The following is a 13479-nucleotide window of genomic DNA, read 5'->3' on the forward strand; positions in this document are numbered from 1 at the left end:
GCGAGACGCACCCCGACATCACGTGAGGCGGCCTGAAAAGACATGGTCAGCAGCGAGTACGAGCGCAGGATCGCGGCCCGGTTCGCCACCTTCGACCAGGACGGCAACGGCTACATCGACCGCGAGGACTTCAGCGGCGCGGCCAAGGCGCTGCTCGCGGAGTTCGGCACGGCGTCCCGCTCCGACAAGGGGCAGGCGCTGTACGGCGGCGCGGAGGCCTTCTGGCAGGGCATGGCGGGGATCGCGGACCGGGACGGTGACCAGCGGATCACCCGGGAGGAGTTCGTCACCGGCGCGGTCAAGCGGCTGCGCGACAACCCCGACCGGTTCGCCGAGATCGCCCGCCCCTTCCTGCACGCCGCCCTCGACGTCGCCGACCCGGACGGCGACGGCGCGGCCACCGTCGAGGACCTCGCGCGCGTGCTGCAGGTGCTCGGCGTGTCCGAGGACATCGCGCGGGCCGCGGCCGCCACCCTCGACGCCGACGGCGACGGCAAGGTGAGCGAGGCGGAGATCATCCCCGCGTTCGCCCGCTACTTCACCGTGCCCGAGTAGCCGAGAAACGCTCCCTGAGCTTGTACTTGAGCACCTTGCGCAGGGTGTCGTTGCGCGGAAGGGCGTCGACCACCTCCAGCTGCTCCGGCAGTTTGTGGACCGAGAGTCCTTCCGCGCGCAGGTACGCCGTCACCGCCTCCAGGGTCAGGGCGGCGGCTTCTGGGGGCTGTTCGACGACCGCGCAGACCCGTTCGCCGCGGTCGGCGTCCGGCAGACCGATCACCGCCACGTCCGCGACCGCCGGATGCCGGTGCAGCAGGTCCTCGATCTCCTTGGCGGAGATGTTCTCCCCCTTGCGGATGATCACGTCCTTGAGGCGGCCGGTGAGGACCAGATGGCCGGTCTCGGTGAGATGCCCGAGGTCGCCGGTGCGCAGGAAGCCGTTCTCGTCGAAGGCCTGCGCCGTCTGCGCCGGGTCCAGATAGCCCCGGCAGACGGCCTCCCCGCGCAGCCGCACCTCCCCGTCGGCGATGCGTATCTCCATGCCCTGGGGCGGCCGTCCCTCGGTCGTCGCCAGGTTCTCGGGCGTGTCGTCCGGCGCCCCCATGGTGATCATCGGCACCTCGGTCATGCCGTATCCGTGGGTGAGCTGGACGCCCATCTCGCGGACGACGGCGTGGTAGAGCTCCGGCGGCTTCGGCGCCCCGCCGCCCGCGAGCAGCCGCAGGGTCGGTACGACGGGAACGGCCGGCTGTTTGCGCTGCTCGGCCAGGAACATCGCGTAGAACGCCGTCGAACCGCCGGCGATCGTCACCCCGCGCGCGCGGTACGCGGCCAGCGCGTCCGGCAGCGCGAACTGCTCGACCAGCAGCGCCGGGAAGCCGTACAGCAGCAGCATCACCGTGTAGTCGGGGCCGCCTATGTGCGCGTACGGGAAGGCGATCGACCCCACGTCGTCCGGTGACGGGCGCAACGCGTGCGCGAGACACGATCCGCCCGCGATCAGGGAACGGTCGGTGTGCAGCACGCCCTTGGGGTCGGAGGTGGTGCCGGAGGTCCAGTAGATCCAGCGGACCTCGGTGCCGTCCCGCGGTGGGGCGGGCAGGATCGACGGGTCACCGTCGGGCAGGTCGTCGTAGGCCTCGAAGATGCCCTTGGCGCCCAGTCGCCGCGCCATCCCGGTGTGGTCGAAGCCGCGCCACTCGCCCGGCACCGCGAAGAACTCCGCCCTCGACTCCCGCAGCGCGAAGCCGACTTCACGGTCCCGGTGGAAGGGGATGACCGGGGTCTGTACGGCGCCCAGGCGGGCCAGCGCGAAGGACAGCAGGGCCGTCTCGATGCGGGTGGGCAGTTGCCAGGCGACCACCGTGCCGGGGCGTACGCCCATGCGGTACAGCCCGGCCGCCACGCGTTCGGCGCGGTCGCGCAGCTCGCCGAAGGTCAGGGTGCGGTCGTCCTGGTGGAAGACCGGGCGGCCGGGGGTGAGGGCCGCGCGGCGGTGGAGCAGCTCCCACAGCGTGCGGGAGGAACTCAGGGAGTGCGGGGTCTCGTTCACATGTGCCCCCTGCGTGGCTGACGGATCGTCAGGTAGCATGTTATCTGACGCACCATCAGATAAGTACCGTCCGGTGAGGGGGACCCATGACCGAACTGCCCCGCATCATCAGCGTCGACGACCATGTGATCGAACCCGCGCACCTCTTCGAGACCTGGCTGCCGGCCAAGTACCGCGACCGCGGGCCCAAGCCGCTCACCGCGGGCATCGGGGAACTCGCCTACGTCGGCGGCAAGTACCAGATCACCATGGACCCCGACGGCCAGCCCACCGACTGGTGGATCTACGAGGACCTGAAGTTCCCCTACAAGCGCAACATCGCCGCCGTCGGCTTCGACCGCGACGAGATGACCCTGGAGGGCATCACCCGGGAGGAGATGCGGCGCGGCTGCTGGGACCCCAAGGCGCGGCTCGCGGACATGGACCTCAACCATGTCGAGGGCAGCCTGTGCTTCCCGACCTTTCCCCGCTTCTGCGGGCAGACCTTCGCCGAGGCGCACGACAAGGAGGTCGCCCTGGCCTGTGTGCGCGCCTACAACGACTGGATGGTCGAGGAGTGGTGCGGCGACAGCGGCGGGCGGCTCATCCCGCTGTGCCTGATCCCGCTGTGGGACATCGACCTCGCCGTCGCGGAGATCCGGCGCAACGCCGCGCGCGGGGTGAAGGCCGTGACCTTCTCCGAGATCCCCACCCACCTGGGGCTGCCGTCGATCCACTCCGGCTACTGGGACCCGTTCTTCGCGGTCTGCCAGGAGACAGGGACGGTGATCAACATGCACATCGGGTCGTCGTCCCAGATGCCGGCCGCCTCCCCGGACGCGCCGCCCGCCGTGCAGGCCTCGCTGTCGTTCAACAACGCGATGGCCTCGATGATGGACTTCCTCTTCAGCGGGGTCCTGGTGCGCTTCCCCCGGCTCAAACTCGCCTACTCCGAGGGCCAGATGGGCTGGATCCCGTACGCCCTGGAGCGTGCGGACGACGTCTGGGAGGAGCACCGCGCGTGGGGCGGTGTCCGGGATCTCGTCCCGGAGCCGCCGTCGACGTACTACTACCGGCAGATCTTCTGCTGCTTCTTCCGCGACAAGCACGGCGTGGCGTCCCTGGACGTCGTCGGGCGCGACAACGCCACCTTCGAGACCGACTACCCGCACGTCGACTCCACCTTCCCGCACACCAAGGAGGTCGCCCTCGACCACGTCAAGGGCCTCGACGACGAGACCGTCCACAAGCTGATGCGGGGCAACGCGATCCGCATGCTGGATCTCGACCTGGACCGGTAGTGGACCTGACGTACACGCCCGAGGAGGAGGACTTCCGGGCCCGGCTCCGGGAGTGGCTGGGGGGCGTGCTGCCCACCCTGCCGCCCAAGCCGTCCCCGGACGACTGGCCCGGGCGGCGCGCGTACGACCTCGGGTGGCAGCGGATGCTGTACGACGCCGGGTACGGGGACGTTCACTGGGATGCGCCGCCGACCGTGCGGCTGATCTTCCTGGAGGAGACCGAGAAGGCGGGCGCTCCCTATGTGGGCGCCAACTTCGTCGGGCTGCTGCACGCCGGGCCCACGATCGCCGCCGAGGGGACGGCAGAACAGCGGGCCCGCTGGCTGCCGCCCATCCTGCGCGGCGAGCGAGTCTGGTGCCAGGGCTTCAGCGAACCGGACGCCGGAAGCGACCTCGCGGCCCTGCGCACGCGCGCGTGGCGGGACGGCGACGACTATGTGGTGAGCGGGTCCAAAATCTGGACGTCCCATGCGGAAGTCGCCGACTGGTGCGAACTGCTGGTGCGCACCGACCCGGAGGCACCCAGGCACCGGGGGATCAGCTGGCTGGCCATGCCCATGGACGCGCCGGGCATCACCGTACGGCCGCTGCGCACCCTCGCCGGGTCGGCCGAGTTCGCCGAGGTGTTCCTCGACGAGGTGCGAGTGCCGGTCGCCAACCGGGTCGGGGACGAGAACGACGGCTGGCGGGTCACCATGGTGACGCTGTCGTTCGAACGCGGCACGGCGTTCGTGGGCGAGGTGGTGGCCTGCCGCCGGGTGCTGGGCGAACTCGCCCGGGAGGCGCGCAAGAACGGCCGCTGGGACGATCCCGTCCTGCGCCGGCGGCTGGGGCGGCTGAACGCCGAGTTCCGGGCGCTGTGGCGGCTCACCCAATGGAACGTCAGCGAGGCGGAGGCCTCGGGCGGGGTCCCCGGTGTGGGGGGTTCGGTTTTCAAACTGAGGTACTCGCGCGCGCGTCAGGACCTCTACGACACCGCCGCCGACGTCCTGGGCCCCGACTCGCTCGACCTGGACCGGCCATGGGTTCTCGACCGGCTGTCCTCGCTGTCGTACACCATCGCGGCCGGCACCTCGCAGATCCAGCACACCATCGTGGCCGAACGCATCCTCGGCCTCCCGAGGGGGCGGTAGCCGTGCGCTTCCAACTCACCGACGAGCAGCGCGCGGTGCGGGCCGCGCTACGACAGCTGCTCGACCGGCGCTTCGGTCCTGAGGCGCTCCGGGCGGCTGTGGAGGCACCCGCCCTTGATCGCGCCCTGTGGCGGGAGCTGGGCGCGGCGGGGTTCTTCGCGCTGCGCCTGCCGGAGGCGCAGGGCGGCGTCGGACTCGGCCTGCCGGAGGCGGTGTTGGCGTTCGAGGAGGCCGGGCGGGCGCTGCTGCCGGGCCCGTTGGTGGCCACGCACCTCGCGGCCGGGGAGGTGCCCGGCGCGGCCGACGGGTCGGTCGTCGTCGCGTCCGTCGACGGGGGTGGCGTGGCGGAGTGGCTGACGCAGGCCGACGTCGTCCGCGGGGACGCCTCCGGGGCCGTACCGCTGCGGTCGGTGGATCCGCTGACGCCGCTGCACCGGGTGCCGGGGGTCCGGGGAGCGGCGGATCCGGTGGCCGTGCTGCTCACGGCGGCGGAGCAGTTCGGCACGGCCGTGCGGGTGTGCGAGCTGGCGGCGCAACACGCCCGGACCCGTGAGCAGTTCGGCCGGCCGATCGGCGCCTTCCAGGCCGTACAGCAGCTCTGCGCACGCACGCTCGTGCGGGTGGAGGTGGCCCGCGCCGCCGTGTACGCGGCGGCCGTGACGGCGGACCCCGTGGACATCGCGGCGGCCCGGCTGCTCGCCGACGAGGCGGCCGTGCGCGGCGCCCGCGACTGCCTCCAGGTGCACGGCGGCATGGGCTTCACCTGGGAGGCAGAGGTGCATCTGCATCTGAAGCGGGCCTGGGTGCGGACCCAGCGTGCGGGTGGGAACACGGAGAGTGAGGAAATGCTCGCGTGCGACCTGGTGGCGGGGACGGGCTGACAGGGCGCCGGCCTGCGGTATCGGCGAACCCTGGGAAACGGATGTCGCGGATTGTGGCATACCGGAATTACGGAGCGTTGATATCGGCTTGTGTCCTAGGTGTGACTCGTCACGTCCTGGAGTCGAAGGTCCACTCCGGTACCTTGTGTGAGATGCGAGAGGTTCCGAGCACGAGCCGAGCCGGTGACGGGCCTTGTTCCGCCGCCTGTTCGACTCTCTGCGACGAGCGTCGCACAGTATGCCGCACGGGTACTCCTTCGCGCTGGAATATGCCCGAAGCGCTTGTTGGGGTGACTGTACGTCAACCATGCTGTTGCGTAAGGGAATCACGTTCCGTGATCCCTGCTCTGGCCGTTGTTCTGGTCATGCAGAAAATGGCTACGATCGTGGCCCTCATGAGGCGCGAGCCTCTGTGTTCACCGGTTCGGATGGTGTGAGCGGTGCAGGTGCTTCAAGTGCAGTTGGAGATCCGGCCCGACCCCGCGGAAGTGGGGCGCGCCCGGCGGTGGGCCCGATCGCGGCTCGCCGGGTGCGGGATAGCGGCCGACGAACCGCTCGCCGAGGCGCTGATCCTGCTCGTCTCCGAACTCGTCACCAACGCCGTCGTGCACACCGGCTGCCCCGCCGTGCTGCGGCTCTCCCTGCCCCAGCCGAAGGCCGACCCCGCCACCGTCCGCCTGGAGGTGGCCGACGGCAGCACCCGCGCCCCGGTGCCCCGGTGGGTGGGCTGCGAGGAGACCGGCGGCCGCGGCCTGGCACTCGTCGACGGCCTCGCCGACCGCTGGGGCTGGAGCCCCGAGGGCGTCGGCAAGCACATCTGGTGCGAACTCGACCGCTGCGCCGAACCGCCCGCGGCGGCGGTGGCGTACGGGGGCGGCACGGCCGCCGCCTGCGAGGGTCTGGAAGGGCTCGACGGATACGAGGGCTACGAGGGGCTGGCGTACGAGGCCGTCTGAGGCGGCCGGTGTCGTGACCGGGGCACGGTGGCAAGGGTGCCGGGCTCACCAGGTCCGACGAGGGGCTGTGCGCCCGTGTGTGCTTCCGTGCGCGCCTACGCCGAACAGGGCGTAAGCGGCAAATTCCCGAACCGCTGTTGACGGGTCGTGCCCGGCTGATCACGCTGGGGGGAGCGATTCGCCGCGAGGGGACGGCGAGGGTTTCGGTGACGGGAGCCCTCGTCGAGTGCGCGTCGCGATTCGGCGTTGGTTCCGGCATCAGGCAGAGGAACCGGGGCGGGTACGCCGGAGCCGGATGGTGGCGTGTGGCGCCGCGCTCGGGGCGAACGCGCACGCGCCGCCATCCGGATTCACCAACGGGTGCGGACTCTCCGGGATTCTGTGCGGTTCTCACAAAAGGGCGACCGGCGCCACCGGTGACCCCGTCGCGCCGACGAACGGTTCGGGCATCGCCGACAGCAGGAACGCGTAGCGGCCCGTTTCTCCACAGGCTGTGGACAACTCTTCGAGATTCCAGTTCTGGCCCTGCGGCATGCCCATCTCCACCAGATGCAGCGCATGCACCGGCAGCCACAAATCCTCTATCTCCGGCGGAAACATCTCAAATGTGAGGGTGTCGTTCGCGACGGCTGCGACATCGCGCGCGTGGAACCATTCCGGCGTTCGGATCGACAGCCCCGGCGAGGGAAACGCGTACCCGTGCTTGTCCCCGGCGAGATATGCCTGGATCTGCCCCGTCCGTACGAGCACGATGTCACCGGCACGCACGCGCGTGCCCGCGAGTTCCTCCGCCGCGTCCAGGTCCTCCGGGGTGACCGCGTGGCCGCCGTCCAGCCGGTCCGTTCCCCGCGCGCGGGCGACGTCCAGCAGTACCCCGCGCGAGACGATGTGGCGCGCCGTGTCGATACCGCTGAACTCGGCGCCGCCGTGCGCGGTGACGGTGTCCGCCGGGCGGCCGTTGTAGAGCCGGCCCGAGTGCGAGACATGGGTGAGCGCGTCCCAATGGGTGGCCGCCTGCAGTCCCATGGTCACCGCGTCGTCGCTGCACGCGACCGTGCCGGGGCCGAACAGCTCGTGGTTGATCTGCACCATGACGTGCAGGGGGTTGACCCGGCCGGGGATCATCCCGGTCTGCACTCCGTCCTGCCGGAGGGGCAGGGCGAGCGGGACGCGTCGTCCGGTGCGGACCTCGGCGGCGGCCTCGCGGACCACCTCGTCGGTGATCAGGTTCAGCGTCCCGATCTCGTCGTCCGCCCCCCAGCGGCCCCAGTTGTTGACGTTTTTGGCGATCTCGTGGAACTCGGCCGGCAGTGACATGGACCCTCCCCGGGGCTTGTGTCCGGGCATCCGACGGGACATAGAATCTAACGGACCGTCAGAAACTGCGGGAAGGGGCCGGGCGTGGGGAACTTCTTGACCGGCAAGGTCGTCGTCGTGACAGGGGCGGGACGGGGCATCGGCCGGGCGGTGGCGCTCGCGGCGGCCGCCGAGGGGGCGCGGGTCGTCGTCAACGACTACGGGGTGGCCGTCGACGGGGTCTCACCGACCAGTGAGGTCGCCGAGTCCGTGGTCAAGGAGATCGAGGCGGCGGGCGGCGAGGCGGTCGCGGTGGCCGACGACATCTCCACGATGGCGGGCGGGCAGCGGGTCGTCGACGTGGCGCTGTCGTCGTACGGACGACTCGACGGGGCGGTCTGCGTCGCCGGGATCCTGCGGGAGCGGATGCTGTTCAACATGACCGAGGAGGAGTGGGACCCGGTGGTCGCCACTCATCTGAAGGGCACGTTCACGGTGTTCCGGGCGGCGTCGGCGGTGATGCGTCAGCAGCGGGGCGGGAACCTGATCGGGTTCACCAGCGGCAATCACCAGGGGTCCGTGTCGCAGGCCAACTACAGCGCGGCGAAGGGCGGGGTCATCTCGCTGGTGCGGAGCGCTGCGCTGGGCCTGCACAAGTACGGGGTGACCGCGAACGCGGTGGCGCCGGTTGCTCGTACGCGGATGTCGGCGAATGTTCCTGCGGAGCTGACGGAGATCGGCGAGCCGGAGGATGTCGCGGCGCTGGTGGTCTATCTGCTGTCGGATGCGGCTCGCGAGCAGGGGGTCACTGGGCAGGTGTACACCGTTGCCGGGCCGAAGATCGCGGTGTGGGCGCAGCCGAGGGAGTTGCGCTCTGCTTATGCCGAGGGGTCGTGGACGCCGGAGCGGATTGCGGCGGTCCTGCCGGGGTCGGTGGGGGTGGATCCGATGCCGATGTTGGAGCGGGTGGCGGATTTGGAGCGGGCCGCGCGGCGTGGGGAGCGGCCCAACGCCTGAGAGCTCGGGTGGTTTCTCTGGCTTGGCGAGTGCGGGTTGTTCGTGGCTTGTCGCGCAGTTCCCCGCGCCCCTTGGCGGCGCTGGTCTTGACCGGGATTTCTAGGAGGCCCCGCATGGAGTTCGCGTTTACCGCTGAGGACGAGGCGTTTCGGGGTGAGGCTCGGGGCTGGTTGGCCGCGCATGCCGGTGATGCGGCGGATCGGCGGGGCTGGGAGCGGACCCTCGGCAAGGCCGGGTGGATAGGGCTCGGGTGGGCTGCGGACGGGTGGGGGAACCGGGCGGCGTCGTTGACTCAGCAGGTCGTCTGGGCCGAGGAGTACGCGCGGTCGGCCGCGCCGCCGCGGTCCGGGCACATTGGCGAGAACCTGCTCGCACCCACTCTCATCGCGCACGGCACCGAGGAGCAGAAGGCCCGCTTCCTGCCGCCGATCGCCGCCGGGGACGAGTTGTGGTGTCAGGGGTACAGCGAGCCGGGCGCGGGCTCGGATCTGGCGGGGGTGCGCACCTCGGCGGTGCGTGCGCCGGGCGGGGCGTACTACCGGGTCACCGGGCAGAAGATCTGGACCTCGCTGGCGCACGAGGCGGACTGGTGTTTCGTGCTGGCGCGGACGGAGGCGGGGTCGCGACGGCATCACGGGCTGAGCTTTCTGCTGGTGCCCATGGACCAGCCGGGGCGGATCGAGGTGCGGCCCATCCGGCAGCTGACCGGCACGAGCGACTTCAACGAGGTGTTCTTCGACGGGGCGCACGCGCGCGTGGAGCACGTTGTGGGGGGAGAGGGGGCGGGCTGGCGGGTCGCCATGAGTCTGCTCGGGTTCGAGCGGGGCGTGTCGACGCTGGCCCAGCAGGTCGGTTTCGCCGCCGAGTTGGGGCGGGTGGTGCGGGCGGCGGTCGACTCGGGGGCGGTGCGCGATCCCGTCGTACGGGAGCGGCTGGTGCGGCAGTGGGCCGAGTTGCGCGTGATGCGGTGGAACGCGCTGCGGACGCTGGGCGGTTCGGCGGCGGAGGCGGGGGCGTCGAGTGTGGCCAAGCTGCTGTGGGGTGGCTGGCATCAGCGGCTCGGGGAGCTGGCGATGCAGGTGCGGGGGGCGGTGGCGGGGGTCGGGCCGACGGAGTGGTCGGTGTCGGCGCCGTACGAACTCGACGAACTCCAGCGGCTGTTCCTGTTCAGCCGGGCCGACACGATCTACGGCGGTTCGGACCAGATCCAGCGCACGATCATCGCCGAGCGCGTGCTCGGCCTGCCGAGGGAACCCAAGGGAGCGTCGTGATGAGGGGCGTGGTCTTCGACGGCAAGCAGGTCCAGGTCGTGGACGACCTGGAGGTACGGGATCCCGGGGCCGGTGAGGTGCGGGTGGCGGTCGCGGCGGCCGGGCTGTGCCACAGCGATCTGTCGGTGGTGGACGGGACCATACCTTTCCCGGTTCCTGTGGTGCTGGGACATGAGGGCGCCGGTGTGGTGGAGGCGGTGGGGGACGGCGTCACCCATGTGGCGCCCGGCGACCATGTGTCACTGTCCACGCTCGCCAACTGCGGGACGTGCGCCGAGTGCGACCGGGGGCGGCCCACGATGTGCCGGCGGGCGATCGGGCAGCCGGGGCGGCCGTTCACGCGGGACGGTCTGCCGGTGCACCAGTTCGCCTCGACGTCCGTCTTCGCCGAACGGACCGTGGTGAAGGCCGTGCAGGCGGTGCGCATTCCCGCGGACATTCCGCTGACGCCCGCCGCGCTCATCGGGTGCGGGGTGCTGACCGGGATGGGTGCCGTGCTGAACCGGGCCCGGGTGGACCGCGGTGACAGCGTCCTCGTGATCGGCACGGGCGGCATCGGGCTGAACGTCCTCCAGGGCGCGCGGCTCGCGGGCGCCCTGCGGATCGTGGCGGTGGACACCAACCCGGCGAAGGAGGCGGCGGCCCGGCAGTTCGGGGCGACCGACTTCCTGACGTCGATGGACGGCGTGCGGGAGCTGCTGCCGACCGGCGCGGACCACGCCTTCGAGTGCGTCGGGCGGGTGGAGTTGATCCGGCAGGCGATCGACGCGCTGGACCGGCACGGCCAGGCGGTCCTCCTCGGCGTCCCGTCCGCCACGGCCGAGGCGTCCTTCCGGGTGTCGTCGATGTACCTGGACAAGTCCATCCTCGGCTGCCGCTACGGCTCCTCGCGCCCCCAGCGGGACATCGCCCTGTACGCCGAGCTGTACCGGCAGGGCCGCCTCCTCCTCGACGAACTGGTGAGCGAGACCTACCCGATCGAGGACTTCGACAAGGCGCGGGCCGACGCGGAGGCGGGGCGGGTGGCGCGGGCGGTGCTCACGTTCTGAGGGCGGTGCTCACATCCTGAGGGCGGGGTTCCCCCGTCCGGAACGTCCGCCGGTACGCCGTCGGTGTCACCCCGAGCGTCGCCTGGAGGTGCTGTCGCATCGACTGGGCCGTGCCGAAGCCCGCGTCGTGGGCCACCCGGTCGACGGACAGGTCGGTGGACTCCAGCAGGTGCCGGGCGCGTTCGACGCGCTGCTGGGTGAGCCACTGGCCGGGGCTGACGCCGACCTCCTCACGGAACCGGCGCGTGAAGGTGCGTACCGACATGGACACCTGCGCGGCCATGTCCCGCAACTGGATCGGCTCGTGCAGCCGGCCGAGCGCCCACACGCGCGCGGTGGTCGTGGAGGCCTGCTGCGGATCGGGCACCGGCCGCTGGATGTACTGCGCCTGCCCGCCGTCGCGATGCGGCGGTACGACGGTACGCCGGGCCACGTCGTTGGCGACCGCCGTGCCGTGGTCGCGCCGCACCATGTGCAGGCACAGGTCGATGCCGGCCGCGACGCCCGCCGAGGTCAGGATGTCGCCGTCGTCGATGAACAGCACGTCCGGGTCGACCTTGACGCGCGGAAAGAGCCGCTGGAGGCGGTCGGCGTCGGCCCAGTGCGTGGTCGCCGGGCGGCCGTCCAGGTAGCCGGCGGCGGCGAGGACGTACACGCCGGTGCAGATGGAGGCGAGGCGGGTGCCGGGGCGGAGGTGGGCGAGGGCGGCGGCCAGTTCGTCGGTCAGCACGCCCTCCTCGTAGACCGGGCCGAGTTCGTACGACGCCGGGATGATCACCGTGTCGGCGGTGGCGAGGGTCTCGGGGCCGTTGCCGACGTGGAGGAAGAAGTCGGCGTCGGTCTCGACCGGGCCCGGCGGCCGGACCGAGCAGGTGACGACCTCGTACAGATGCCGCCCCTGGGCGTCCCTGGGCCGGCCGAAGATCCGGTGCGGGATGCCCAGCTCGAAGGGGAGCAGACCGTCGAGTGCGAGGACGACGACACGGTGGGGGCGGAAGGGGCCGACGGCTGTCTCCATGGCTCGATCCGTGACCTGATCCATGACCTGATCCATGACTTTGTCCGTGACCTGATGCATGGCCCGATCCTAACGAACGCTGACCTTCGGGCCACTGGATGCGGTCGTTTCCGGACCCGAAGCTCTATGACGTGACCCAGACAAGCGAAGCCGCCGCAGTTGCCCAGAAACCGGAGCCAAGTCGTCCGCGCATCCACCGCGCGTGGTTCGTCGCCGCCGTCACCTTCGTGACGATCATCGGTGCCGCCGCCTTCCGTTCCCTGCCGGGGCTGCTGATCGACCCGCTGCATCAGGAGTACGGCTGGTCGCGCGGCACGATCGGCGCGGCGGTCTCCGTCAACCTCGCCCTGTACGGCCTGACCGCGCCCTTCGCCGCCGCGCTGATGGACCGCTTCGGCATCCGGCGGGTGGTCGCGGTCGCGCTGACCGTGATCGCGATCGGCTCGGGCGTGACGGTGTGGATGACCGCGCCCTGGCAGCTGCTGCTGTGCTGGGGCCTGCTGGTCGGCCTCGGCACCGGCTCGATGGCGCTGGCGTTCGCGGCGACCGTCACCAACCGCTGGTTCACGGAGCGGCGCGGCCTGGTGACCGGCATTCTCACCGCCGCCTCGGCCTCCGGGCAGCTGATCTTCCTGCCGGTGCTGTCCTGGATCGTGGTGCACCACAACTGGCGCCCGGCCGCCGTCACGGTGGCGCTCTCCGCGCTCGCGGTGGTGCCGTTCGTGTGGCTGCTGCTGCGGGACCACCCGGCGGACGTGGGTTTGAAGCCGTACGGCGCGAAGGAGTTCGTACCGAAGCCGCCTCCCGTGCCGGGCGCGGCGCGGCGGGCGGTGACCGTGCTCTTCTCCGCCGTCCGGACGGGGCCCTTCTGGCTGCTGGCCGGTACGTTCGCGATCTGCGGCGCCTCCACGAACGGCCTGATCCAGACCCATTTCGTGCCCGCCGCCCACGACCACCACATGCCGATCACGACGGCGGCCTCGCTGCTCGCGGTCATCGGGGTGTTCGACGTGGTCGGCACGGTGGCCTCCGGCTGGTTCACCGACCGTTACGACGCGCGGCGGCTGCTGGCGGTGTACTACGCGCTCCGGGGCATCTCACTGGTGTTCCTGCCCTTCCTGCTGGCGCCCAGCGTGCACCCGCCGATGATCTTCTTCATCGTCTTCTACGGCCTCGACTGGGTCGCCACGGTGCCGCCCACGATGGCGTTGTGCCGGGAGCACTACGGGGAGGACAGCGCGATCGTGTTCGGCTGGGTACTGGCGTCCCACCAGGTCGGCGCGGCAGCGGTGGCCTTCCTGGGCGGGGTCGCGCGGGATGTGTTCGGGTCGTACGACGTGGTGTGGTACGCCAGCGGGGCACTGTGCGCGGCGGCGGCACTGATGGCGCTGGTGATCCGGCGGGGCACTGGCACGCCCACGCAGACAGCGACCGCCGCGGGCTAGATGTACGTACCCAGGTGGTGATCGCGTGTGCGGTTGTCGTCCGTCGTGCGGCACGGGATGCTGAGGGTGCACGAAGGGAAGCG

12 protein-coding genes are annotated in these 13479 nt (G+C 71.2%); 9 read left to right on the forward strand and 3 right to left on the reverse strand.

The genetic code is table 11. The features are described 5' to 3' along the window. Positions 1–42: 42 nt before the first annotated feature. Positions 43–555 (forward strand): EF-hand domain-containing protein, encoded by a 513-nt coding sequence (locus HJD23_RS23570; protein ID WP_171114685.1) that lies wholly within the window; start codon positions 43–45, stop codon positions 553–555. Here HJD23_RS23570 and HJD23_RS23575 read toward each other — a convergent pair. Beyond that, positions 539–2050, reverse strand: a complete 1512-nt coding sequence (locus HJD23_RS23575; RefSeq protein ID WP_171114683.1) for an AMP-binding protein — start codon at positions 2048–2050, stop codon at positions 539–541. The two genes, HJD23_RS23570 and HJD23_RS23575, sit on opposite strands and share 17 nt — an antisense overlap. An 86-nt stretch (positions 2051–2136) precedes the next feature. Between HJD23_RS23575 and HJD23_RS23580 the strand changes: the two genes are divergently transcribed. The 4 genes from HJD23_RS23580 (at position 2137) to HJD23_RS23595 (ending at position 6300) form a co-directional block, all read left to right on the forward strand. Then, positions 2137–3330, forward strand: a complete 1194-nt coding sequence (locus HJD23_RS23580; RefSeq protein ID WP_171114681.1) for an amidohydrolase family protein — start codon at positions 2137–2139, stop codon at positions 3328–3330. Further along, the gene (locus HJD23_RS23585; protein WP_171114678.1) at positions 3330–4463 is read left to right on the forward strand and encodes an acyl-CoA dehydrogenase family protein; all 1134 of its coding nucleotides are present in this window, start codon (positions 3330–3332) and stop codon (positions 4461–4463) included. The genes HJD23_RS23580 and HJD23_RS23585 overlap by 1 nt, the downstream gene beginning before the upstream one ends. A gap of 2 nt (positions 4464–4465) precedes the next feature. Then, positions 4466–5344, forward strand: a complete 879-nt coding sequence (locus tag HJD23_RS23590) for an acyl-CoA dehydrogenase family protein (protein WP_171114676.1) — start codon at positions 4466–4468, stop codon at positions 5342–5344. A gap of 455 nt (positions 5345–5799) precedes the next feature. Next, positions 5800–6300, forward strand: a complete 501-nt coding sequence (locus HJD23_RS23595; protein WP_171118855.1) for an ATP-binding protein — start codon at positions 5800–5802, stop codon at positions 6298–6300. Between the two features lie 390 nt (positions 6301–6690). Here HJD23_RS23595 and HJD23_RS23600 read toward each other — a convergent pair whose 3' ends face one another. Then, positions 6691–7617 carry a cyclase family protein gene (locus HJD23_RS23600; protein ID WP_171114675.1) on the reverse strand — a complete coding sequence of 309 codons (927 nt, stop codon included), beginning with the start codon at positions 7615–7617 and terminating at the stop codon, positions 6691–6693. Between the two features lie 84 nt (positions 7618–7701). Here HJD23_RS23600 and HJD23_RS23605 point away from each other — a divergent pair, with 84 nt between their 5' ends. From HJD23_RS23605 to HJD23_RS23615, 3 genes are all read left to right on the forward strand, one after another. Beyond that, entirely contained in the window at positions 7702–8613 is a 912-nt protein-coding gene (locus HJD23_RS23605; protein ID WP_171114673.1) for an SDR family NAD(P)-dependent oxidoreductase, read from the forward strand. Positions 8614–8726: 113 nt separating this feature from the next. Then, positions 8727–9884, forward strand: coding sequence for an acyl-CoA dehydrogenase family protein (locus HJD23_RS23610; protein ID WP_171114671.1), 1158 nt, complete (start codon positions 8727–8729; stop codon positions 9882–9884). After that, a complete protein-coding gene (locus HJD23_RS23615; RefSeq protein WP_171114669.1) occupies positions 9884–10933 on the forward strand; it encodes a Zn-dependent alcohol dehydrogenase in 1050 nt (349 codons plus the stop codon). The genes HJD23_RS23610 and HJD23_RS23615 overlap by 1 nt, the downstream gene beginning before the upstream one ends. Here HJD23_RS23615 and HJD23_RS23620 read toward each other — a convergent pair. Then, positions 10923–11951: a helix-turn-helix domain-containing protein gene (locus HJD23_RS23620; RefSeq protein WP_171118853.1), complete on the reverse strand. Its 1029-nt coding sequence runs from the start codon at positions 11949–11951 to the stop codon at positions 10923–10925. The two genes, HJD23_RS23615 and HJD23_RS23620, sit on opposite strands and share 11 nt — an antisense overlap. A gap of 131 nt (positions 11952–12082) precedes the next feature. Between HJD23_RS23620 and HJD23_RS23625 the strand changes: the two genes are divergently transcribed. Then, positions 12083–13396: an MFS transporter gene (locus tag HJD23_RS23625; protein ID WP_171114668.1), complete on the forward strand. Its 1314-nt coding sequence runs from the start codon at positions 12083–12085 to the stop codon at positions 13394–13396. Positions 13397–13479 lie beyond the last annotated feature (83 nt).

The sequence above is a fragment of the Streptomyces sp. Z423-1 genome (assembly GCF_013009255.1).
GTDB lineage: Bacteria > Actinomycetota > Actinomycetes > Streptomycetales > Streptomycetaceae > Streptomyces > Streptomyces gossypiisoli.